The following is a 21,279-nucleotide window of genomic DNA, read 5'->3' as shown; positions in this document are numbered from 1 at the left end:
CCTGTGGGCCTGTGGGCTAGTTGAGGTGGTGGGCTGGTTCTTCGTTGGATGCGGTGGAGGGTTCGTTGTCTTCGGTGAGGGGGGCGGGTTTCAGTTCGATGAGGAAGCGGGCTCCGGCGGGGAAGTTTTTCTCGGCGCGGATGGTGCCCTGGTGTTCCTGGATAATCTTGGCGGCGATGGAGAGGCCGAGGCCGGTGCCTCGTTCCTTGGTGGAGAAGTAGGGGAGGAAGAGGCGCTCGCGCATGTCGTCGGTGAGGCCGGGGCCGGTGTCGGCGATGGAGAGCTCGACCATGGGGGATGTGTTGGGGCCGGAGTCTAGCAGGCGGGAGGAGATGTCGAGCTCGCGGAGCAGGGAGTCCTGCATGGCTTCGGCGGCGTTGTCGATGAGGTTGGAGAGGGCGCGCTTGAGGGATTCGGGGTCGGCCATGACCAGCGGCAGACCGGGCGCGAGCGTGAGGCGGACGCGGATGTGGGAGAGACGACCGGCGAAGAGGGCGAGGGAGTTTTCGACGATGTTGTTGAGGTCGGCGGGACGGGGGCGCGCGGCGGGGAACTCGGCGAGCGCGGAGAACTGATCGACGAGGGATCTCATCGTCTGGACAGACGAGGAGATGATCTCCGAGCCTCGCTGGATGACGGCGGGCGAGGGTGACTCGACGTTGTGGTCGGAGAGCAAAGTGGTGAGGCGGCCGACGTGGCGCTGGATGAGCTCGGCGTTGAGCGAGATGGGCGTGAGGGGGTTCTTGATCTCGTGCGCGACGCGGCGGGCGACTTCTTTCCAGGCGCTCTGTTTCTGGGCGCGAAGGAGCTCGGTGGCGTCTTCGAGGACGAGGACGTAGCCGTGTTCCTCGTGCTCGGCCGGGGAAGGGATGCCGCGCTCCAGGAGGGCGACGGTGGCGGAGAGATGCAGCGTGCCGGTGTTGGATTGCATCTCCATCGCGGCGGAGGCTGCTCCCATGCGGTGGGCGCGGCGCATGAGGCGGTCGATGGTTTCGACGATCTCGGCAGGCAGGACCTGGGCGAGCGTGAGGCCGACGAAGTGCTTCTGGCCGCCGGGGTCGAGGAGCTCGGAGAAGGCGCGGTTGGCGACGAGGATGCGGCCGCCGGCGGAGAGCGTGACGACGCCGTTGGGGATGGTGTCGACGATGGTTTCGAGCTCGTTGCGGCGCTGCTCGAGCTTGGCATTGAGCCCGGAGAGCTGCGCGGTGGAGTCTTCGGCGAGCTGATGGGCGTGCTCGAGGTCGGAGGCCATGGCGTTGAAGCTGGCGGTGAGCTCGCCGAGCTCGTCGGTGGCGGAGGCGGGGACGCGGTGGGCGTAATCGCCGCTGGCGATGGCCTCCATGGCGTCGGCGAGGGACTCGATGGGGCGCGTGACCTGCTTGGCGAGGTTGAGCGCGAGCCAGCAGCAGGCGAAGAGCGCGAGGCCGGTGATGAGCAGCAGCATCATGAGGAAGAGGCTGCGGATGACGCGGCGCTCGCGGAAGGTGGTCCAGTAGTTGTCGGAGGCGATGCGCATCTCGCGCGTGGTGGCGGTGATGCCGCTGGGGATGGGAAGGCCGGCGACGACGATGCCGCCCTGCTTGAGGCCGGAGGTGGCGAGGGTGTAGTCGGTGCCGGCGATGGTGTAGAAGGGGTCGTCGGCGCGGCGGGCGGCGTCGAGCAGGGTCTGCTCGGGGGTGCTGTGCAGCTGGATGGTGGGCTCGGGCGGGGGAGGACCTTCGTCGGCTGTGGGAGAGATGGGCGTGAGGGCGCGGATGTGGGTGACGCCGCCGCGGACGTCTGGCAGGCGGAGGGAAGCGAGGGGCTGGCCGCTGTGGAAGACGATGGCGAAGCCGCCCTGCAGCGTGAGCTCATGGCGCGCGAGGACAGAGCGCACGGCCTCGGCCTGCTGCGGACTGGCGGCGGTGTCAGGCGGCAGGGGAATGTCGGAGAGCTCGAGGGCGATGGAGTCGGACTCGGAGCGGGCGTTGGCGGTGGCGTAGTGGAAGAGCTCTTCGGCGAGGCGGGTGGAGTCGTCGCGCATCTGGGTGACGGGCTGCGAGAACCAGCGGTCGATGGCGCGGTTCATCAGCAGGTAGCTGAAGGCGACCATGAAGACGAGCGGTGCGAGGGAGACGAGGACAGCTCCCCAGAGCATGCGGGTGCGGAGGCGGGTGCCGAGGACGCGGCTGCGCTGGTCGGCGTAGAGCTTGAGGACGTTGCGGACGAGGAGAACGAGGACGCCAACGAAGAGCAGGAACGCCAGCACCGAGAGGGCGATGAAGACGAGGGTCTGGATGGGCGAAGCGGGGTTGAGGAAGCTGAGGTTGAAGGCGTTGAGGGTGCCGAGTCCGAGAAAGAGGAGCAGCAGGCACACGCCCAGTGCGATGACCACACCCTGCCGGCCTCGGAGGCGAATGCCCATGGAGAGAAGTGTACTCGTTGGGGCTGCGGCGGCCTTTGGGCAGTTGAGGATGGAAGACAAAGGGCGACGTGCGGGGCACGGGAGCGATGATCTGGGATCGGCTTGGATAGTGCCTTGGCCCGTAGTCCTCATTTGACCGATCTGCTCGGGAATCCGTTCCTCAGAACCGAAACATCACTACACAGAAGCCGACTTGATCGCAGCCGCCGTTCTAATCGCTAAGATTGGGTTTCCACGATGCCGTCATTGCGTCGATCAGTTCACCCGGCGATATGCCCAATGCCAACACCGATGATGTAGGTGACGGCTCCTTCGAGTGCGCCGACGGCCGTCATCTCCAGGCCGCTGCTCCACCAGGAGCGAATGGTGATGAGCGATTTGGCTGCGCCAACAGCAAAGTGCGCCGCAAGAGAGATGATGGCGGCAACGATGATCGCCGGCATTCCAGCCATAAAGAAGAACGGCAATACGGGGATGAATGCTCCGACCGCCGTGGACAGCGCTCCAGATACTGCCGAGACCCAAGGCACGCTGAGCCCCTCTTCACTGATGTGCAGACGTTCCCGTGCGAGAGCTGCGACAAGCTGATCTTTTTTCTCCGCGATGTGCCCAACAAAGTGGTCGGCATCCTCGGCGGAGAGGCCGCGTGCCTGATAGGTCAGCGAGAGCAACTCGCGCGCTTCGGCCTCGTTGTATTCGACGGCATCGCGCTCGCGGGCAAATTCGGCCTCGTAGATTTCGCGTTCGCTCTTCGCAGCAAGGTATGCGCCCGATCCCATCGAGAGTGCGCTGGCGATCATTCCGGCAAGGCCAGCGATCAGCACGAAGTGTGCGTTGCCGAGGGTTGCCCCGGAGACACCGGAGACGATACCGAAGATTGCGCCGAGTCCATCATTGACGCCGTAGATGGCGTCTCCGATCCAACTCGCCGCTTTGGGACGCCCCTTTTCTCTTTCCGTCACCAACTCATCGAGAGCCTGCTGGGCTTGTTCCGGAGCCAATGGTTCCGCTGGCAAGTGATGGCGGATCAGGCCACCCAGCGTGATGTAGTGGTCGGCCTCATCGGCGAGGATCTCCTTGAGCATGGCGGTGGTGGCCGCGTCACCGAGTTCCTCGATCTGCTTGCCATAGCGCGCGATGTCGCGGCTTTCATCGAGTTCGAGACGCCGTAGCGCCAGTCCCTGCCCACCGATGCGGCTGGCGAGCGAACCGGCCTCGCCAGACTCGGATCCTTCATACTGCGGAACCGGCGCGCCAAGTGCGGTGAGCCGAATGGCCCATAGATCGGCATGGTTCTTCTCGGAGAGAGCGAGCTTGCGTAACACAGAGCGGCGGTGCGGCTCAGTCTCCTGCTTCGAAAGCGTGTTGTACGTGTGATAGCCCCGCATCTCTGCCTGCCAGTTGTGGCAGAGAGCTTCGATGAGCTGTTCTGTGTTCCTCGGGTTCATGAATGGCCATCGCTTTCCGCAACGCGGTACTGTCCCTATCGATTGAACCAGTGGAGTGGCCGCGATGTTCCATCATGACGGAAAGCCCACCTCATCTGCTCGGAAATCGCCGAGTCACTCATCGAAAGTGGGGCATTTCGCGGGGAAATGATGCATCCACGCCGCATTTGATAAGTGCGATCAGGGATGGGGTTGGGAGTCTGCGGGCTTTGTGTCGTGCGGAGTCTCGGCCGGCGTGTCTTTGGCGTTCTTTTGGGGCAGGACGGCGGGGATGGCGAAGGGATCCTGCAGGCTGGGGCTCTGCCAGAGGAGCAGCTCGGCGCCTTTGTCGGTGACGACCATGTCGTCTTCAAGGCGGAGGCCGAACTTGTCGCGGACGTAGATGCCGGGGCCGTTGGAGAAGACCATGCCGGCCATCATCTTCTGGTCGTTGCCCTGGACGAGGTAGGGCCACTCGGATTGGTCGAGGCCGACGCCGTGGCCGAGGCGGTGGGTGAAGAACTCGTAGCCGGCGCCGTATTTGGCGTCGCGGAAGATCTGGCGGGCGGTGGCGTCGGGGACCTGCATGGGGACGCCGGGGCCGGTGGCTCCGAGGGCGGCGGCCTGCGCGTTGTGGACGATCTCGAAGAGGGTGCGCTGGGCTTCGGTGGGCTTGCCGAAGACGAAGCTGCGGGTGATGGAGGCCCAGTAGCCTTCGACGTGGCAGCCTCCGGAGAGAACGACCATCTGGCCTTCGCGAATGACCTGCGGTTTGGCGGCGGGTTGGGGGTTCGCGCCGTCGGCGCCGACCTGGCAGGTGACGACGCCCTGCACGCCGCAGCGGTCGTAGCCGCGCTGGACGAGGGTTTCGAACTGGTGGGTGGTCTGGCCGGGTTGAAAGGCGAGGTAGGCGGCTTTGAAGACGTCGAAGGTGATGTGGTTGGCGAGGCGGATGAGTTCGACTTCGGCGTCGGTCTTGAGGCTGCGGCAGCCGGCGGTGACGGGGGTGGCGGAGACGAGCTTGACGCCGGGGCAGGCGTGGCCGATGCCGGAGACGAAGCCGAAGTTCGTGTGCTCGTCGACGCCAATCGTGGCTGAGCTGAGCTCGGATTCCGCGAGCGTGCGCTTGAAGGTGACGAAGGGATCTTCGTTTTCCTGCCAAAGATAGAAGTTGGTGGTCTTGCGCTCAGGAAGGACCGACTCCAACTGACCGTCGGAGGCTCGGGGCTGCATGATGGCGTCGTTGAGCCACTCGTTGTCCATCTGCGGCGAGATGAGGAAGGGTGCGGCGGACTGGGGCAGCACCCAGCCGAAGAAGCGGTCGCTCTGCTCCCAGTCGAGGCCGGTGAAGTACTTCATCGAGGGGCCGGTGGTAACGAGGATGGCGTTGAGGCCGTACTGCTTCATGAGCGCGCGGGCGAGGTCGAGGCGCTGGTCGCGCTCGTCGACGGGGATGGGGTGGATGTCGGCGCGGCGGTTTTTGAGGTCCTGGAGGGACTGCGGGAGGTCGACGGCGCACTGCGCGGCCGGTGCGTCAGCGGGCTTGGCGGCGTCGGGCTTGGCGGGGGAATCCTGCGCGTAGAGCGAGAGCGCTGGGGCCGTTGCGGCGGTGAGCAGGAAGCGGCGGCGCGTCAGCATGGGTGGATTGTAGGTCGTCCTGCGCGGTGGATAACGGGGACGGAGACTGGGCCGTGGGCGACGTGCGTGCGCGATTACGGAACGATTGGGCTTTGCGAATGCGCTGGCCGGATGCTATTTTCGCCGTGTCTTCGGGGAAACGCTTTCTGCCCGGACGGCCAAGGAGCGAACCATGATCATCACCGTGCAGCAACATCTGCTGCAGCAACAGCGCAACGTCAGCGACGCGACGGGACGCTTCACGTGGTTGATGCATGGCATCACGCTGGCGACGAAGATGGTGGAGTCGAAGATCCGGTCGGCGGGGCTTTCGAACATCCTCGGGGCGTATGGCGAGGTGAACGTGCAGGGCGAGCAGCAGCAGAAGCTCGACGTGTATGCGAACCAGGCGCTGCTGCACTGCCTGGGGCTGGCGGAGGGCGTGGCGGCGCTGGTGTCAGAGGAGGACGCGAACCCGATCACGGTGGATCTGAACCCGGATAACGGGAAGTATCTCGTGGTCTTCGATCCGCTGGATGGGTCGTCGAATATTGATGTGAATGTGAATGTGGGCACGATCTTCAGCATCCTGCGGCGGCCGGAGGGCAGCGATGCGAACGATCACGACATCTCCCACTGGGCGCTGCAGCCGGGCTACAAGCAGGTGGCGGCGGGGTATGTGCTCTATGGGCCGTCGACGATCCTGGTGTATACGGCGGGTAAGGGCGTGTTTGGGTTCACGCTGGATCCGACGGTGGGAGCGTACGTGCTGACCAACGAGAAGATGTGCATGCCGGAGCAGGGGCCGTACTACTCGACGAACGAGGGAAATGCGAACGACTGGCCGGAGGTGTATCGCGAGTATGTCCGGCGCTTGAAGGGCGGCGAGATCGGCGGGCAGGGTTATGGCGGGCGGTATATCGGGAGCCTGGTGGCGGATTTTCATCGCACGCTGCACAAGGGTGGGGTGTTTCTGTATCCGCCGACGCACAAGACGCCGGGCGGCAAGCTAAGGCTGCTGTATGAGGCGAATCCGCTGGCGTTTATTGCGGAGCAGGCGGGTGGGATGGCGGTGACGGAGACGGGCAGGATTCTGGAGATTGAGCCGACGTCGATTCACCAGCGGACGCCGTTCGTGGTGGGCAGCATGGTCGAGGTGAAGGCGTTCAACGACCTGGTGGCGGAGAGGCATGCCGCGGAGATGGGTAAGTGAGTTCGGTGGCTGAGAGGTTGTATTACGATTCGCCGGCGCTGGAGTTTGCGGCGGAGGTTACGGACATCCGGCTGCATTCGGCGACGCAGGACGAGAGCGGAGCGAAGGTGCAACTGTGGCAGATTGCGCTGGACCGGACGGCGTTCTATCCCGAGGGCGGAGGGCAGCCGTGGGATACGGGCGTGCTGGTGGCGACGGCGCCGAGCGGAGCGACGCTGGAGGTTGCGGTCGAGCGGGTGGAAGAGGATGACGCGGGCGAGGTGTGGCACTTCGTGCGCAAGCCGCTGATGGCGGGGACGGTGATCGAGGGCCGCGTGGATGCGGCGCGGCGGATGGATCATGCGCAGCAGCATTCGGGGCAGCATTTGTTGTCGGCGGTGTTTCTGAGGGAGCTGGGGGCGAGGACGGTTTCGTTTCATTTGTCGCCACTGAAGACGGGGAGTGAAAGCTCGACGATTGATCTTGCTTTGCGTGAGGGTGAGACCAAGTTGAGTGAGGAGGATCTTGCGCGCGTCGAGGATGCGGTGGCGCGGGAGATCTATGCGGATCGGGCGATGAAGCCGAAGTGGGTGGAGCGGGATGAGGCTGGGGCGATGCTGGAGCGCGGCGAGCTGAGGAAGCTGCCGGAACGCGAAGGGCCGATGCGGATTGTCGAGATGGAGGGCGTGGAGTTCAACGCCTGCGGCGGGACGCATGTGGCGGCGACTGGAGCGATTGGTGGGTTGCTGCTACGGAAGATCGAGAAGAACAAGAAGGGCTGGCGGGTGGAGTTTGTGTGCGGGCTGCGTGCGGTGCGGGCGGCCCGGAGAGATTTTGCGTTGCTGAGTGGTGTGGCGCGGACGCTGAGTGTCGGGGCGGTGGATGTTCCGGGGCGGGTGGAGAAGCTTCTGGAGGAGCGGAAGGCGTTGGGTAAGGAAGTGAAGCGGCTGGAGCAGGAGTTGGCAGCAGGAAAACCGCGGCGGTAGGAGTTTCGTAGCGCTGATGCCCCCGTAGACCCGTAGAGGGAGAGCTTGGCTTCCCCGCGCACGTCGCTGGAAAACTATCCCGGAAAAGGCGGCGGAACGACGCGATAATCCTGTTCGTTCGGAAACGGGTAATCCTTCACCTGTTCGCATAGGTCCCTAACCGTATCTAGAAAATCCCGTTGCTCTGTTTCCAAGTCGCTCGGAGACATCGCATTAAGCATGGCCAAGAGTTTCACTGCGTTCTCGTTTGGTGTGAGTGTCACGCTTTCTCCCTTGCTTTACTTGCCGCACGGTGGCGGATATGCGTCCTTGATTGGAACGATTGTGAACCCTGGGGGTGGCGGAGGAAACGCCCCGGGGGTTACGCCCTGCTGCTCGTAGATGCTGGGAGCGATGAATTTCGGCATTGGGTCGCAAACCCTTCCGTTACCGGGGTCGAGAAGGTACGACGTATTCCCGAACCGCTCAAAGTGATGAGCGGGCATCTGGCGGCCAAAGATCCAGCCCGCAACCGCACCGAAGAGCCAAACGCCTGAGAGTATCGCAACAGCGAGCGATCTGCGCATGATTGAGCCTCTATCGTTGAAGTTCTAACCGATAGATTACTGGCGTTCTGGGCGGCTGGAGCGGAGAAATTCACGATGTTCCGCCAAATCCATGTGCGCTTGGAGCCCTGCCCGACTGAATGGCTGATAGGGAGTGCCGAAGACCGGAAGCAAGCTGATCGAATTCCTTCTGGCAATTGGGGCAAAATACGACCATATACATTGACGGGTCGAAATCTGGACGAAGGTCCGACGGCAGCTTCACTATCGGAATCTGCCAGTAGCATCCGTATCGTGGACAGTCTGCAATTAAGTAGCTCGCCATCGCGTTACCCGTGTGGGTTATACCGGCGGTCGCAACTCAGGTCAAGTGATCATTGGCGATTCGCAGACAGGGGCCATTGTTTCTGCGGCGTCACCCTTTGCGCCATGAAACATGGGCCGACGAACCCGGTGTGTCCGCTGTCGGCCGGTCGTGGGAAAGAGAAGCAGATCCTCTTCGAGGATGACAACCAGAAAAGCAAGAGCTACTCGGCTCGCACAGGGGGGAGCAGTAGGCTTGGAGTGTGAGCCGATTTGTCGATGTTGCGCTGCCTGTGCCGCTGGACCGTGCGTTTACGTACGGGCTGGGGGAGTTGGAGGCGTGCGTCGGGGCGCGGGTGCTGGTGCCGTTCTCCGGGCAGAAGCTGATGGGGATCGTGGTGCGGGTGCATGATGAGGCGCCGGTCGCTGACGATCCCAGCAAGCCGATTGAGGTCAAGCGGGTCGAGCAGGTGCTGGACGACGAGGGGCTGCTCTCCGACGAGCTGATGGAGCTGGGGCGGTGGATTGCGGTGTACTACTGCGCTCCGCTGGGCGAGACGCTGCGCGGGATGGTGCCGCTGATGGCGGAGGTGAAGCGGCACTTCGTGTATCGGATCGGCGAGCGAGGGCGGGCGGTGTTGTATGAGGGTGCGGCGAAGGGGTCTTCGCGGCGGTCTCGGCTGAGTGCCGAGGACCAGAACCGCGAGTATGCCGCGCTGAACTATCTCGAGGCGGGCGATGCGGTGAAGGCGGCTACGATCCGCAGCGCTACTGGCGCGAACAAGGCTCTGCTCGACGGCATGGTGAAGAAGAAGTGGCTGGTGCGCGAGGCGGTTGCGGAGTCGCGGGACGCTCGGCGGGTGGAGATGGTAGCTGCGCTCGTGGAGGAGGGCCAAGGGCCAAGGGTCAAGGGCCAAGAGGGCGAGGGGTCAGGGGCCAGGGCCCAGGGTTCAGAGGGCGAGGGTTCGGAGGTGGTGGTTGCAGAGTCGTCGCTCACGGAACCCACGTCTCAGACTCGAGACGTGGGGCACCCGGATGGTGCGGGTCTTGGGGAGAATGTCGATCGAGTTTTGGGTTTGGAGTCTGGAGTCCCGAGTTTGGGGTCGGGGAACGAGGGGGATGAGCCAGTGGGCCAGACTCCAGATGGCCAGATGCCAGCGGGATCGCGGCGGCTGCCGAAGCTGAATGAGAATCAGCTGGCAGTGATGGCGGAGCTGGCGGGGTGTGGCGGGCGTGAGCTGGTACGGGAGCTGCGGGTGCGGCTGGAGCGTGCGGATGTTCCGGATTCGACGCTGGGGACGCTGGTGAAGCGGGGTCTGGTGCGGCTGGAGGAGACGGCGCAGGCGTTCAGCGTGAGCGGGCTGGGGGGGCATGGACGCAAGTTTGCGCATGAGCATCGGCTGAACGAGGCGCAGATGGCAGCGCTGGCGACGATTGTGGCGGCGCTAGACGGCGAGGTTCCAGGGCCCAGAGATCAGGGGCAAGGGTCAAGGGCCAAGGGCCAAGGAGACGCGCTGCGGGAGACGCAGAGAGTAGACAGTAGACAGGAAGATAGGAAACAGAGCCCGGGCGGGTTTGTGCCGATGTTGTTGTATGGCGTGACGGGGTCGGGCAAGACGGCGGTGTACATTGCGGCGATTCAGCGTGCGTTGGATCGGGGCAAGAGCGCGCTGCTGCTGGTGCCGGAGATTGGGCTGACGCCGGGGACGGCAATGCACATGGTGGCGGCGTTTGGCGGCGAGGTCGCGTTGCTGCACTCGCAGCTGACCCCGGATGAGCGGGCCGAGCAGTGGCATCGGATACGGCGGGGCGAGGCGCGGGTGGTGATCGGGACGCGGTCGGCGGTGTTTTCTCCGCTGGAGAATCTCGGGTTGATCCTCGTGGATGAAGAGCATGACGGGGCGTACAAGCAGGAGGAGACTCCGCGGTATCACGGGCGCGATGTGGCGGTGATGCGGGCGAAGCTCGCTGGGTGCGTGGTGGTGCTGGGGTCGGCGACGCCTTCTCTGGAGAGCTGGCACAACGCGGAGGTGGGCAAGTATGCGCGGATCGACTTGCTGCAGCGGGTGGCGGACCGTCCGATGCCGGTGGTGGAGCTGGTGGATATGCGCGAGGAATTTCGCGCGACGGGGCAGGAGCAGATCTTCTCGCGGCAGCTGCTGGAGGAGACGCAGGCCACACTGGATCGTGGGGAGCAGGCGATCATCCTGCTGAACCGCCGTGGATACAGCTTTGTGGTGATGTGCCGCAAGTGCGGCGAGAAGATGGAGTGCGAGAACTGCGCGATTGCGCTGACTTATCACAAGGGCCAAGGGTCAAGGGTCGAGGGCCAAGGGGACGATGTGGCGCCGCCGGGGAGCCGGTTGGAGTGCCACTATTGTGGGTTCAAGGTGGGGGTTCCGAAGGCTTGTCCGCACTGCACGAGCGAGCATTTGTATTTTCTTGGTGCTGGGTCGCAGCAGGGCGAGGAGCGGCTGGCGGGGTTGTTTCCGGGGGCGCGGATTGGGCGCATGGATCGCGACACGGTGCGGACGCGCGGCGATATGGAGCGGCTGTTGGAGCGGCTGCACTCGGGCGAGATCAACCTGCTGGTGGGCACACAGATGATTGCGAAGGGGCATGACATCCACGGAGTGACGTTTGTGGGTGTGGTGGGTGCGGACTTTGCGCTGGGGCTGCCGGATTTTCGTTCGGCGGAGCGGGTGTTTCAGCTGTTGACGCAGGTGAGTGGGCGTGCAGGGCGCGGCGAGCTTCCGGGCAAGGTGCTGGTGCAGACCTATCAGCCGAGCCACTATGTGCACGAGTTCGCGCAGCACCACAACTTCGCGGGGTTTGCGGCGCGGGAGATGTACTTCCGGCGGGCGATGAAGTATCCGCCGCTGAGTGTGCTGGCGAATGTGCTGGTGCAGGGAGAGACGCTGGAAGAGGTGCTGGGCTGGTCGAAGCGGATTGGGCGGTGGTTGGAGCAGAAACGGTTTCCGGGCGTGCGGGTGCTGGGGCCGGCGCCGGCTCCGATCTCAAGGATCAAGCGGATCTATCGGTATCACCTGTTGCTGAAGGCGGAGCAGCGATCGAAGCTCGGTATGCTGCTGAAGGAGTTCATTCCGTGGCTGGAGGCGGAGGAGATTCCGAGGAGGAACGTGGTGGTGGATGTGGATGCGGTGCACCTGATGTAGCAGCGCTTCGCGTTAGCGGGTCGCGCTGCCGCTTGACCCGGTAGCGTCGCTTGCTTCGCTTGCGACGTTAGCGCTTCGCGTTAGCGGGTGTTGTGGCGCGGTGGGGAGATGTGGATGTCCTGGAGCCGGTTTGCGGGGAGGAGCTTTGCCCTTAGCGGCTGAAGCCGGATTGGTGGCAGGGCGTTGATTGTCGCGCCTGAAGGCGCGACCTGCCAATGGGGCTGAGTGAAGAGGACGGTCGTTCGCTGCCGCAAACGATACCCCACCCTTTCACGATGGAGCTGTGAAAGGATAGGCCACCCGGCGGGCTCGTCAGCGCTGGAGCTTCAATTTGATCCAGTGCAGGGCGATCTTACCGAGTGGTCGCATGAGCTCGAGCAGGCCGGAGTGGCCGAAGGGTCTTGGGGTTGCGCAGAGCAGGAAGATGGCGAGGCAGGCGGGGCCGAGGAGGGCTAACTTCCAGCTCAGCGGGGAGCGGTCGCTGATGAGCGGATGGCGCATGCCGGGCAGTAGCAGGAGGCAGGCCCAGAGGATCCAGCCGGCCCAATTGGTGAGGCCTAGCCCGATCAGAATGACGATGGTGCCCCAGGTGAACCAGCGATGCGCGCGGGGGAAGTAGGCGTAGAGGACGTGGCCGCCGTCGAACTGGCCGGCGGGCACGAGGTTGAGCGAGGTGATGAGGACTCCGACCCAGGCGGCGACCAGCACGGGGTGCCAGATCAGCGGAGCGGCGGCGTAAGGGTGCAGCCAGCCGTTGAGCAGGCGCAGCAGCAGCGGCATGTGGAACTGGACGAGTCCCGGGGCGAGTGGATGTCCGGGATGCGAGAGCTTGAGGCCGAGGATGGCCGCGGCGATGGCGACGAGGAAGCCTGCGACAGGTCCGAGGGCGCCGACGGCGAGGAGCGCGCGGCGAGAGGTGACGCGGCTTTTCAGGCGGATGATGGCGCCGGCGGTGCCGCTGAGCGAGGGAGCGGGGATGACGAAGGGGAGGGAGGCGCGGATGCCGTAGCGGCGTGCGGCGAGGTAGTGGCCCATCTCGTGGGTGAGGAGGATAGCCAGCAGCGTGAGCGAGAAGGGAAGGCCGCTGGCGGCGGCGTGGGCGTGGCGGAAGGCCCAGGCGTAGGGCAGCACGTCGTCGTCGGAGGAGATGGGAGGCAGGCCGGCGCGGAAGTTGGCCATGTAGCGCATGCCGACGACGGTGGTCGAGAAGAGGGTGACGACCAGCAGCAGGACGTGGATCCACAGCTGCGAACGGCGGGGACGCGCGGACCCAAGAGGCTGCCCCGTGATCTCGGGTGGGGTGGCACCGCTGCCGTCTTGCAGGATCGCAGGGGTTGCCATGGGCTGCGTGTGCCTTGGGTGGTTGGCTGCGCGTGGCGCGGCCTCAGGATCGACTAATCGAGGAGATGAAGTTCTTTGCCGGGCTTGAAGCGGACAGCTTTGCCGGGAGAGATGCTGACCTCGGCGCCTGTGCGCGGATTGCGTCCCACACCGGTCTTGCGGGGCTTGACGGTGAAGACGCCAAAGCCGCGAAGCTCGATGCGGTCACTGGCGGTGAGGGCTCGCTTCATGGACTTGAAGATGGTGTCCACGGCGGCCTCGGCCTTGATGCGCGGAAGCCCTGTGCGTTCCACGACCCGCTGGATGAGGTCCTGCTTGATCAAGAAGATCGCCTGCCTGTTCCCAGAACGCCTCGGCGCCCTGCTGGGGTGTAGCGTAGGAGTGCCCGCCTCCTCGATGGTAGGCAGGGCGATATAGCTTGTCAACGTTGAGGCGGGCAGGTTCAGCAGCCCACAGCGAGTTGCGATAGGCTCAAGTCAAGCGAGAATTCTGAATCATTGCGCCGGATCTGTGGACAGGGCATTGCCCGTCCGGGCACGGCAGTGTGAACAGTGGAGAGACAGCGAAACGATGTCGATCAAGAGTGATAGGTGGATCCGGCAGCAGGCCGTCGAGAACGGCATGATCGAGCCGTTCAGCGAGAAGCAGGTGCGTGAGGGCTGTATCTCGTATGGCCTGTCTTCCTACGGGTATGACCTTCGTGTGGCGGATGAGTTTGCGATTTTCACGAATGTGAACAGCGCGATCATCGATCCGAAGAACTTCGATGACCGGTCGTTTGTGCGGGTGAAGGCGGACAGCATCATCGTGCCTCCGAACTCGTTTGCGCTGGCGCGATCGATTGAGTACTTCAAGATTCCGCGCGATGTGCTGACGCTGTGTGTGGGCAAGAGCACCTATGCGCGCTGCGGGATCATTGTGAACGTGACTCCCTTCGAGCCGGAGTGGGAGGGGTTCGTGACGCTGGAGATCTCGAACACGACGCCGCTTCCGGCGCGCATTTATGCGAACGAGGGGCTGTGCCAGATCCTGTTCTTCCAGGGCGATGAGGCGTGCGAGGTGAGCTACGCGGACCGCAAGGGCAAGTACCAGGCGCAGCACGGAATCACATTGCCGCGGATGTAGACGCGGAGGGGCACGTCGGGCTATGGAGCAGGAAGCGGCCAATCCAACGCGCAGCAAGGTGGGCATAGTCGCGGCGGACCCGCTGCGCTCGCTGGGTCTCGAGGCGATCCTCGAGACGGAGCCTCGGCTCGAGCCGATTGTGATCGAGCTGGAGAGGGTGTTGTCCATCGACAACCTCGCGGCGGTGCTGGTCGACGAGCGCTCGACCGGAGATAAGCTGACCGATGTGATTGCACGCCTTCGCCGGGATCACGCGACGATGAAGATCATCGTGATGGGCGAGATGGGCGACCCGGAGCATGTGCAGGCGGTGATCGCGGCCGGCGCGAAGGGCTATCTTGCGGAGACGGCCGGCGAGAACGAGATCCGGATGTGTCTGGAGGTGGTGCTGGATGGCTCGGTGTGGGCACCAAGGAAGGTTCTTGCGCGGCTGATCGATGCAGGTGGAGTGCAGTCGTCCACGCAGACGCAGGGGCAGCTCTCGGGCGACTCTATGGAGAACAAGATGACGCCGCGTGAGCTGGATGTGCTTCGGTTGCTGATGGACGGGCGCTCGAACCGCGATATCGCGGTGGCGATGGGAATCGATGAAGTGACGGTGAAGGCTCATCTGGGCCGCATGCTACGCAAGGCGGGAGCGAGCAATCGCGTGGAGCTGACGCTACGGGCGATGGAGGAACGGCGCACGGCGCTCGGTCAGGCTTCGCGGCGTTGATGCGATGGCAGGGCGAGTGTGGCTTCATCGCGTATCTGAGAAGCCAAACGCATTCGCACCAAAGGTCTACAGTCCTAGGTACTCTTGCGAGGGGCAGAGGTAATCCCTCAAAGTCGAACGAGTACAGACCTGGGAGAAACGGGGTTGCGAGCACATCGCAACCCCCATTTTTTTTCCCGGTGCAACCAAGCATGGAAGCCATCCCATCTACCTTTGTGTGCGGCAGTTGCATGAGAGTGCTTATGAATGATTCATAGGCGGACCGCAGCAGAATTGTGTTTCGAAAGGTTGATAGTGATGAAGAAGCTGATTGGATTGACGTGCGCAATGGCGATGGGCGCCACCGCGGTTGTGTCGCAGGCGCAGGACGCGAAGCTGGGAGAGCGTCTTAACAACGCATCCGCAGTGCTGCATGAAGTGATGGGCTCGCCGGATAAGGGCATCCCGCAGTCGATCCTCTCCAGCGCATATTGCGTGGTTGTGGTTCCGGCCTACAAGAAGGCGGCTTTTGTCGTCGGTGGCCAGTATGGCCAGGGTGCGGCGACATGCCGTACGCCGCGTGGCTGGTCTGCTCCGGTGTTTGTCCGCGCTGAAGGCGGCAGCTTCGGTTGGCAGATCGGTGGTCAGTCGACTGACCTGGTGCTGGTGGCGATGAACAAGAATGGTCTCGAGCACATGCTGTCCAGCAAGTTCAAACTGGGTGGCGATGCTTCGGTCTCGGCCGGCCCGGTGGGTCGTAACGCGGCTGCGGACACGGATGCAAGCCTGCATTCCGAGTTCCTCACCTATTCGCGCAGCCGTGGTCTGTTCGCGGGTATCGATCTGACCGGTGTGGTGCTTTCGCAGAATGCGGATGACACTCGCTCTGAGTATGGCGCCAACGTCCCCTTCGAGGCGGTGCTGCATGGTCAGCAGGCGACTCCTCCGAACGCTGTCAACTTTGTACACACCGTGGCTCGTTACTTCGTCGTCGCTCGCGACGCGCAGTAACTCGGTAGACACAGCATCGACGTGCGTCATTGACGGACATCAGCGACGTTCAGGGGCGGCTTCGGCCGCCCCTTTGTCGTGCGTGACGTACCGGTTGGCGTCGTTTGCGTACACTGGAAGGCGTTGGGAACCACGAACCAAAACGTCCCGATGGTGGCGGCGGCGCCCGCGGCTGAGGCTGGTGCGAGCGTGCGGATTTCTGCGCGCGAACGGCTGGAGTATGTGTTGCTGCGTGGGGTGATGGCGGTCTTCGCCGTGCTGCCGAGAGATGCGGCACGGGCCCTGGGAGCGGCGATTGGCGCGCTGCTGTATCGCGTGCTGGGCAGGCTGCGGGGCGTAGGACAGCGCAACCTGGAGCTGGCTTTCCCGGAGATTGACGCCGAGCAGCGTGATCGTCTGCTGCGCGAGGAGTTTTGTTCGCTCGGCTGGCAGCTGGCGGAGTTTCCGCGCATGGCGCGGCTGACGCGGGAGTCGGCGTCGCATTATATCCGCTATGAAGGCCTGGAGAACTATCTTGCCGCGAGGGACAAGGGACGCGGCGTGCTGGTGCTCACAGGCCACATGGGCGCATGGGAGCTATCGAGCTTCTTCCATTCGCTGATGGGCTATCCGATGTCGATGGTGATCCGGCGGCTGGATAATCCGCTGGTGGATGAGCTGGTGAATGGCGTGCGGTCGATGCATGGCAACCGTGTGCTGCATAAGGACGACTTCGCGCGGGGTCTGCTGACGGCGATGCATCGGGGTGAGACGGTGGGCATCCTGATGGACACGAATATGACTCCTCCGCAGGGAGTGTTTGTGCCGTTTTTTGGCGTGGAGGCTTGCACGGCTTCGGGCCTCGCTCGCGTGGCGCTGCGGACGAAGGCGGCGGTGCTGCCGGGGTTCCTGCTGTGGGAGGCGAGCGAGCGGCGGTATGTGCTGCACTTTGGCGAGGAGCTGGTACTGGAGCGTACCGGCGACGGCGAGCGGGATATCGTGGCGAACACGGCGTTGTTTACGGCGACGCTGGAGACGTGGATCCGGCGCTATCCGGGGCAGTGGCTTTGGGTGCATCGGCGGTGGAAGACGCGGCCTGAAGGTGGGGAGAAGATCTACCGATGAGTGGCACCGCGGCAAAGCGAGCGATGAGATGCATCACGGTGCGCGAGATCCTCGGGCTGGCTGGAGTTCAGGGCGCGGAGAGTGTTGGCCCGCGGGAAGACGATGCGCGCGCGTTCTCGCGGCTGTCGGGCTTTGACGATGCGGAGGCGGAGTCGATTGTCTTTGCGCAGGATGAGGCTTCGCTGGCAAAGGCGCTGGAGAGCTCGGCTGGGTTGGTGCTTGCGAGGGCGGATGCGGCGAGTGGGGATGCTCGCGTACTGCGGGTGAAGCATCCGAAGCTGGCGTTTGCGCTGGTCGGGCAGTGGTTCGAGCAGTTCGAGGAGCGCGAGATTCATCCGGCGGCGAGCGTGGATCCTGCGGCGAAGCTGGGCGTGGGTGTGGCTGTGGGCGCGGGCGCGGTGATCGAGGCGGGTGCAGTGATTGGCGAGGGCTGCGTGATCGCGGCGAACGTGACGATCTACGGCTGTGTGACGCTGGGTGCGCGCTGCCTGGTGCAGGCGGGTGCGGTGCTGGGTGCGATGGGGTTCGGGTACGTGCGGGCGTCGAGCGGCGTGCATACACGCTTTCCGCAGCAGGGCACGCTGGTGATCGAGGACGATGTGGAGATTGGGGCGAACACGACGATCGACCGCGGAGCGCTGGGTGAGACGCGCATCGGCGCGGGGACGAAGATCGACAACCTGGTGCACATCGGTCATAACTGCCGGGTGGGGCGCAACGTGGTGATGGCGTCGCAGGTGGGGATCTCGGGGTCGTGCGTGATTGAGGACGGTGCGGTGCTGGCGGGGCAGGTGGGGCTGGGCGATCATGTGAGCATCGGGCCGGGAGTGATTCTGGGCGGGGCTTCGGGAGTCTTTCCGCACAAGCGGGTGGAGGGGCCGGGGGAGATGTTTATGGGGGTGCCTGCGGAGCCGGTGAAGGAGTATTTGAGGACGATCGCGAGGGTGCGGCGGTTGAAGTAGGCGGCGTGGCGTACGGGTGAGCTGTAGAGGGGCGAGGTTTTCAGGTGCTCAGGTGCGAGGGCCGCGTGGCGCATCGTATTGGTTGAGGGACACATGGCGGTTGTGGTCATTGGCGGGCATACGCGGAACATCGGGAAGACCAGCGTGGTTGCGGGGATCATTGCGGCGCTGCCGGAGCGGCGATGGGTGGCAGTGAAGATCACGCAGTTTGGGCACGGGGTGTGCTCGGCGAATGGCGAACCGTGTGACTGTGAGACGGCGGACCATACGATTGCGATCAGTGAGGAGCGGGAGCGGGAGTCGGGGACGGACTCGTCGCGGTATCTCGCTGCGGGCGCGGCACGGGCGTTCTGGGTGCGGACGCGGCAGGGACAGTTGCAGGAGGCGATGCCCCGGGTGCGGAAGCTGATCGCAGATGCGGCTGAGGCGGGAAGCGATGTGATTCTTGAGTCCAACAGCGTGCTGCGGTTTTTGCGGCCGGATGTGTTTGTGAGCGTGGTGGACGCGAGCGTGGCGGACTTCAAGCCTTCGGCGCTGCGGTATCTTGATCGCGCGGACGCGCTGGTGCTGACGGGCGGCGAGTTGGATCATGCGGCGTGGAGCGGGGTTGCGGCGAGTTTACTGCGGACGACCGTCGTACGGGTGCAGCCGCCGGCGTATGTGAGTGCGGAGCTGGTGGAGCTGGTCCGGGCGAAGCTGCCTGTGCTGTCGCCGATGGTCGCTGACAGCCGGCTGTATGCCGCGAGAGACGAGCAGCAGATCCCCTTCGGGGATGACAACAAGAAAGGCTAGACTCCTGCAGCGGGAAACGAAGAATTGTGATCGAGCTTGGAGCTTGGGGTTTCGAGTTGTCAGTCCGCCAGTTTCCAGATGCCAGTTAGATGCTGGGGGCGCCTAGCATCATGAGGTCGTCGACTCGTTCGACTTCTTTCTGGATGAAGGGTTCGGCGTACTTTACTCCGGCTAGCAGGCCGTAGTGGCGTGCCGTGGCGTACATTCGCTCGCGGATGTCTTCCTCGGGGACGAAGAGGCCGGCGCCGGAGAGCTGTTCGCCATACTGGGAGCGATAGGCCAGCAGGGATTCCAGACGCGTTTCGATGTGCTTGGTGATGTCGACGACGAAGGTGGGACGGATGTCGCTGTAGAGCGAGGCGTAAACGATCTTGTAGGGGCGATGGGGTGCGAGATCACTCACGCCGAGTTCGGGAGGGAATTCGGCTTTCCTGAGGCCGGCTACGAAGCAGGCTTCATAGCCAAGGGTGGATGAGCGGTAGTGGTCCGGATGGCGGCCTTGCCAGTAGGGGAGGATGACGACGCGGGGGCGCAGGCGGCGGATGGCTGCGGCGAGCTTGAGGCGGTTGGCCTGGGTGTTCTCCACGTTGCCGTCGGGAAGGTTGAGGGCTTCACGGTGGGTCACGCGGAGGATCGTGGCGGCGGCGGAGGCCTCGGCGGCGCGGTCGGCGGCGGTTCCGCGGGTGCCACCTTCGCCTTGCGTGAGGTCGACGATGCCGGTGCGCCAGCCGCGTTCTGCGTGAACGAGGAGGGTGCCGCCGCAGGTCTGCTCGACGTCGTCGCGATGGGCGGCGATGGCCAACATGTCGACGCCGGCCTGCGAGGAATTCGCGGCCGGCGTCGGGATGAGGCTTTGGATCATGTTTGGGATGGCTAGTTTGCGGTGTTGGTGGTCGCGTCGATGTAGGCGACGTCCAGCACGGTGCCCTGCACGGTGATGTTGTAGTTGTTCAGCTCCAGACCTGCGAGCGGCGTGGTGCCGTAGCCGGGCTCGAAGGAATTGGTGATGGCCGCACCGGTGTAGAAGGCGTGGATCTGTCCACCGTAGGCGGTATAGACCTTGCCGAAGGGCTCGACCCAGCAGAGGCCGGTGAGGCTGCCGTAGTAGTACTGGTTCTGGTCGGTGTTGGCGTAGGAGACCGGGACCGCCTTTACCGAAGCGATGTTGGACTGCACTACTGCCGGCACGATGGACGCGGTGGGAGCAGTGGTGCCGATGTTCATCACCATGGTGAGGCAGTTGTAGTTGCCGGCCTGGTCCGTATAGCCCTGCGAGGCCAGCTCCGAAGCCGCCTTGGCGGCGCGAACGCCGTTGGCGCACTGCTGGGAGCCGATCCAGAGGGTGTTGTTGTCGGCGAAGAGCATTTTGGTGTGGGTGCCGTCGGAGATCGCGATGGGCGAGCTGACGGCGCCGGTTGCGAGGTTGATCAAGGTGAGGTTGCCACCGAGGAGGCCGCTCGAGGTCACGTTCTGGCCGGCGACGTAGAGGTAGGTCGCGTCGGAGAGGACATCGGTAGCCCCACCGGGAACGGGGATGGGATTCGCGACGGGTAGGGAGACCAGCGGTTCCGGCTGGGTCGTGGGATCGACCGTAGGAACATTGTTGATGTTGAGGGCGCTGGCCTGCAGCTCGAGGACGCTGGCGGTGGTTCCACCGCACTCAGGGCCGCAGTTCACCACATAGATGGCACTGGCATCGAGCGAGGCATAGGCGTAGATGGGGTGGTCGTAATACTTGTTTGCCGCGGTCGCACTGCTGTTGGGGGTGGGTCCGACCGGTACGACGCAATAGGTGGGGAGCAGGAGAGGCTGGCAGTCGACCGCGCCCGGGGGCGGCACCGGAGTCAGGGACGCATTCAGCTTGATGACGCGATAGAGCACGTTGGAGTTCCGCACCATGGCCAGAACGACGGTCGCGCCGGGATTGACGAAGGTGCGATAGACGCCGGGGACGCTGAAGATATAGCTCGAGCCGCTGGCGTTCATGATGAGTTCGCCTGCGCCTTCGGCTGCGCCGGCAAAGATGGCTCCATTGGGGGCAGCAGCGACGCCGGCAGGGCTACCGCCGAAGCTGGCTACGGAACCATTGCTGGCCTCGGTGGCGTAGCTGACACCGGTCAACGAGCCGGCGCTCTCATCGAGAATGTAGCCCACCTGCTGCTCGGGATAGTTGAAGATCTGGATGGGATCAGTCGCCGAGAACCCGGAGATGGCGAAGCGAGGGATGGTGTTCTGCACGTTGGAGCGCAGGTCACGCAGACCGTCGAGGAGCTCTGCGCCACCGCCGCTGCTGCCTGTGGTGTACGTCGCCATCACGCGTTCGATCAAGCCGCTGGGTCCGGTGGTACGGCCAGCGTAGTTGTACGCGGGATTGTAATAAATCTTATTGGCGCAAGAAGTGAGCCCAAGTACGCCGACCGCCAGGGCGAGGGCGGCGAGAAGCTGGGCTGAGAACCTACTTTTCTTCAACGTAAATCACTCCAGGAACAACGCACTTCCGCGCTAAATTGGCCTATGCAGGCTATCGCTGAGTATAGCAGGGGGAGCCCTGCCGACCCGTTTGGATTGCCTGCCGCAGCGTTATACGATGGACGGATAGA

The 21,279-nt window shown here is 64.0% G+C and carries 16 protein-coding genes; 9 read left to right on the top strand and 7 right to left on the bottom strand.

The genetic code is table 11. From position 1 onward, the window contains the following. Positions 1 to 16: 16 nt before the first annotated feature. From AC5E6W_RS12290 to AC5E6W_RS12280, 3 genes are all read right to left on the bottom strand, one after another. Positions 17 to 2,404, bottom strand: a complete 2,388-nt coding sequence (locus AC5E6W_RS12290; protein ID WP_491752594.1) for a sensor histidine kinase — start codon at positions 2,402 to 2,404, stop codon at positions 17 to 19. Positions 2,405 to 2,664: 260 nt separating this feature from the next. Continuing rightward, positions 2,665 to 3,852, bottom strand: a complete 1,188-nt coding sequence (locus AC5E6W_RS12285) for a VIT1/CCC1 transporter family protein (protein ID WP_491752593.1) — start codon at positions 3,850 to 3,852, stop codon at positions 2,665 to 2,667. Between the two features lie 180 nt (positions 3,853 to 4,032). Beyond that, positions 4,033 to 5,469 (bottom strand): M24 family metallopeptidase, encoded by a 1,437-nt coding sequence (locus tag AC5E6W_RS12280; protein ID WP_491752592.1) that lies wholly within the window; start codon positions 5,467 to 5,469, stop codon positions 4,033 to 4,035. Between the two features lie 172 nt (positions 5,470 to 5,641). On the opposite strand from AC5E6W_RS12280, the gene fbp reads away from it, so the two are divergent. From fbp to priA, 3 genes are all read left to right on the top strand, one after another. Next, on the top strand, positions 5,642 to 6,661 hold the full coding sequence (gene fbp, locus AC5E6W_RS12275; protein ID WP_491752591.1) for a class 1 fructose-bisphosphatase: 1,020 nt from the start codon (positions 5,642 to 5,644) through the stop codon (positions 6,659 to 6,661). Then, positions 6,658 to 7,626 carry an alanyl-tRNA editing protein gene (locus AC5E6W_RS12270; protein ID WP_491752590.1) on the top strand — a complete coding sequence of 323 codons (969 nt, stop codon included), beginning with the start codon at positions 6,658 to 6,660 and terminating at the stop codon, positions 7,624 to 7,626. Before fbp ends, AC5E6W_RS12270 begins: the two co-directional genes overlap by 4 nt. Before the next feature lie 1,111 nt (positions 7,627 to 8,737). Beyond that, positions 8,738 to 11,650: a replication restart helicase PriA gene (gene priA, locus AC5E6W_RS12265; RefSeq protein ID WP_491752589.1), complete on the top strand. Its 2,913-nt coding sequence runs from the start codon at positions 8,738 to 8,740 to the stop codon at positions 11,648 to 11,650. A 312-nt stretch (positions 11,651 to 11,962) separates the two neighbouring features. Here the strand turns inward: priA and AC5E6W_RS12260 are convergent, their stop codons facing one another. Both AC5E6W_RS12260 and AC5E6W_RS12255 read right to left on the bottom strand, forming a co-directional pair. Beyond that, positions 11,963 to 12,991 (bottom strand): site-2 protease family protein, encoded by a 1,029-nt coding sequence (locus AC5E6W_RS12260; RefSeq protein WP_491752588.1) that lies wholly within the window; start codon positions 12,989 to 12,991, stop codon positions 11,963 to 11,965. A gap of 53 nt (positions 12,992 to 13,044) precedes the next feature. Then, positions 13,045 to 13,314: an HU family DNA-binding protein gene (locus AC5E6W_RS12255; protein WP_491752587.1), complete on the bottom strand. Its 270-nt coding sequence runs from the start codon at positions 13,312 to 13,314 to the stop codon at positions 13,045 to 13,047. A 247-nt stretch (positions 13,315 to 13,561) separates the two neighbouring features. Here AC5E6W_RS12255 and dcd point away from each other — a divergent pair, with 247 nt between their 5' ends. The 6 genes from dcd (at position 13,562) to AC5E6W_RS12225 (ending at position 18,679) form a co-directional block, all read left to right on the top strand. Beyond that, complete coding sequence (gene dcd / locus AC5E6W_RS12250) at positions 13,562 to 14,116, top strand: dCTP deaminase (RefSeq protein ID WP_491752586.1); 555 nt, start codon at positions 13,562 to 13,564, stop codon at positions 14,114 to 14,116. Positions 14,117 to 14,138: 22 nt separating this feature from the next. Next, on the top strand, positions 14,139 to 14,831 hold the full coding sequence (locus AC5E6W_RS12245) for a LuxR C-terminal-related transcriptional regulator (protein WP_491752585.1): 693 nt from the start codon (positions 14,139 to 14,141) through the stop codon (positions 14,829 to 14,831). Between the two features lie 297 nt (positions 14,832 to 15,128). Further along, positions 15,129 to 15,821 (top strand): lipid-binding SYLF domain-containing protein, encoded by a 693-nt coding sequence (locus AC5E6W_RS12240; protein WP_491752584.1) that lies wholly within the window; start codon positions 15,129 to 15,131, stop codon positions 15,819 to 15,821. A gap of 150 nt (positions 15,822 to 15,971) precedes the next feature. Next, a complete protein-coding gene (locus AC5E6W_RS12235; RefSeq protein ID WP_491752626.1) occupies positions 15,972 to 16,925 on the top strand; it encodes a lysophospholipid acyltransferase family protein in 954 nt (317 codons plus the stop codon). Between the two features lie 23 nt (positions 16,926 to 16,948). Then, on the top strand, positions 16,949 to 17,887 hold the full coding sequence (gene lpxD / locus AC5E6W_RS12230) for a UDP-3-O-(3-hydroxymyristoyl)glucosamine N-acyltransferase (RefSeq protein WP_491752583.1): 939 nt from the start codon (positions 16,949 to 16,951) through the stop codon (positions 17,885 to 17,887). Between the two features lie 93 nt (positions 17,888 to 17,980). Next, positions 17,981 to 18,679, top strand: coding sequence for a hypothetical protein (locus AC5E6W_RS12225; RefSeq protein WP_491752582.1), 699 nt, complete (start codon positions 17,981 to 17,983; stop codon positions 18,677 to 18,679). Positions 18,680 to 18,764: 85 nt separating this feature from the next. On the opposite strand, the gene bshB1 is transcribed toward AC5E6W_RS12225, so the two are convergent. Continuing rightward, positions 18,765 to 19,541 carry a bacillithiol biosynthesis deacetylase BshB1 gene (gene bshB1 / locus AC5E6W_RS12220; RefSeq protein WP_491752581.1) on the bottom strand — a complete coding sequence of 259 codons (777 nt, stop codon included), beginning with the start codon at positions 19,539 to 19,541 and terminating at the stop codon, positions 18,765 to 18,767. An 11-nt stretch (positions 19,542 to 19,552) separates the two neighbouring features. Next, positions 19,553 to 21,148, bottom strand: a complete 1,596-nt coding sequence (locus tag AC5E6W_RS12215; protein ID WP_491752580.1) for a hypothetical protein — start codon at positions 21,146 to 21,148, stop codon at positions 19,553 to 19,555. Positions 21,149 to 21,279 lie beyond the last annotated feature (131 nt).

The sequence above is a fragment of the Bryocella sp. genome, from assembly GCF_058498515.1.
This window is presented reverse-complemented; position numbering and strand designations above follow the sequence as displayed.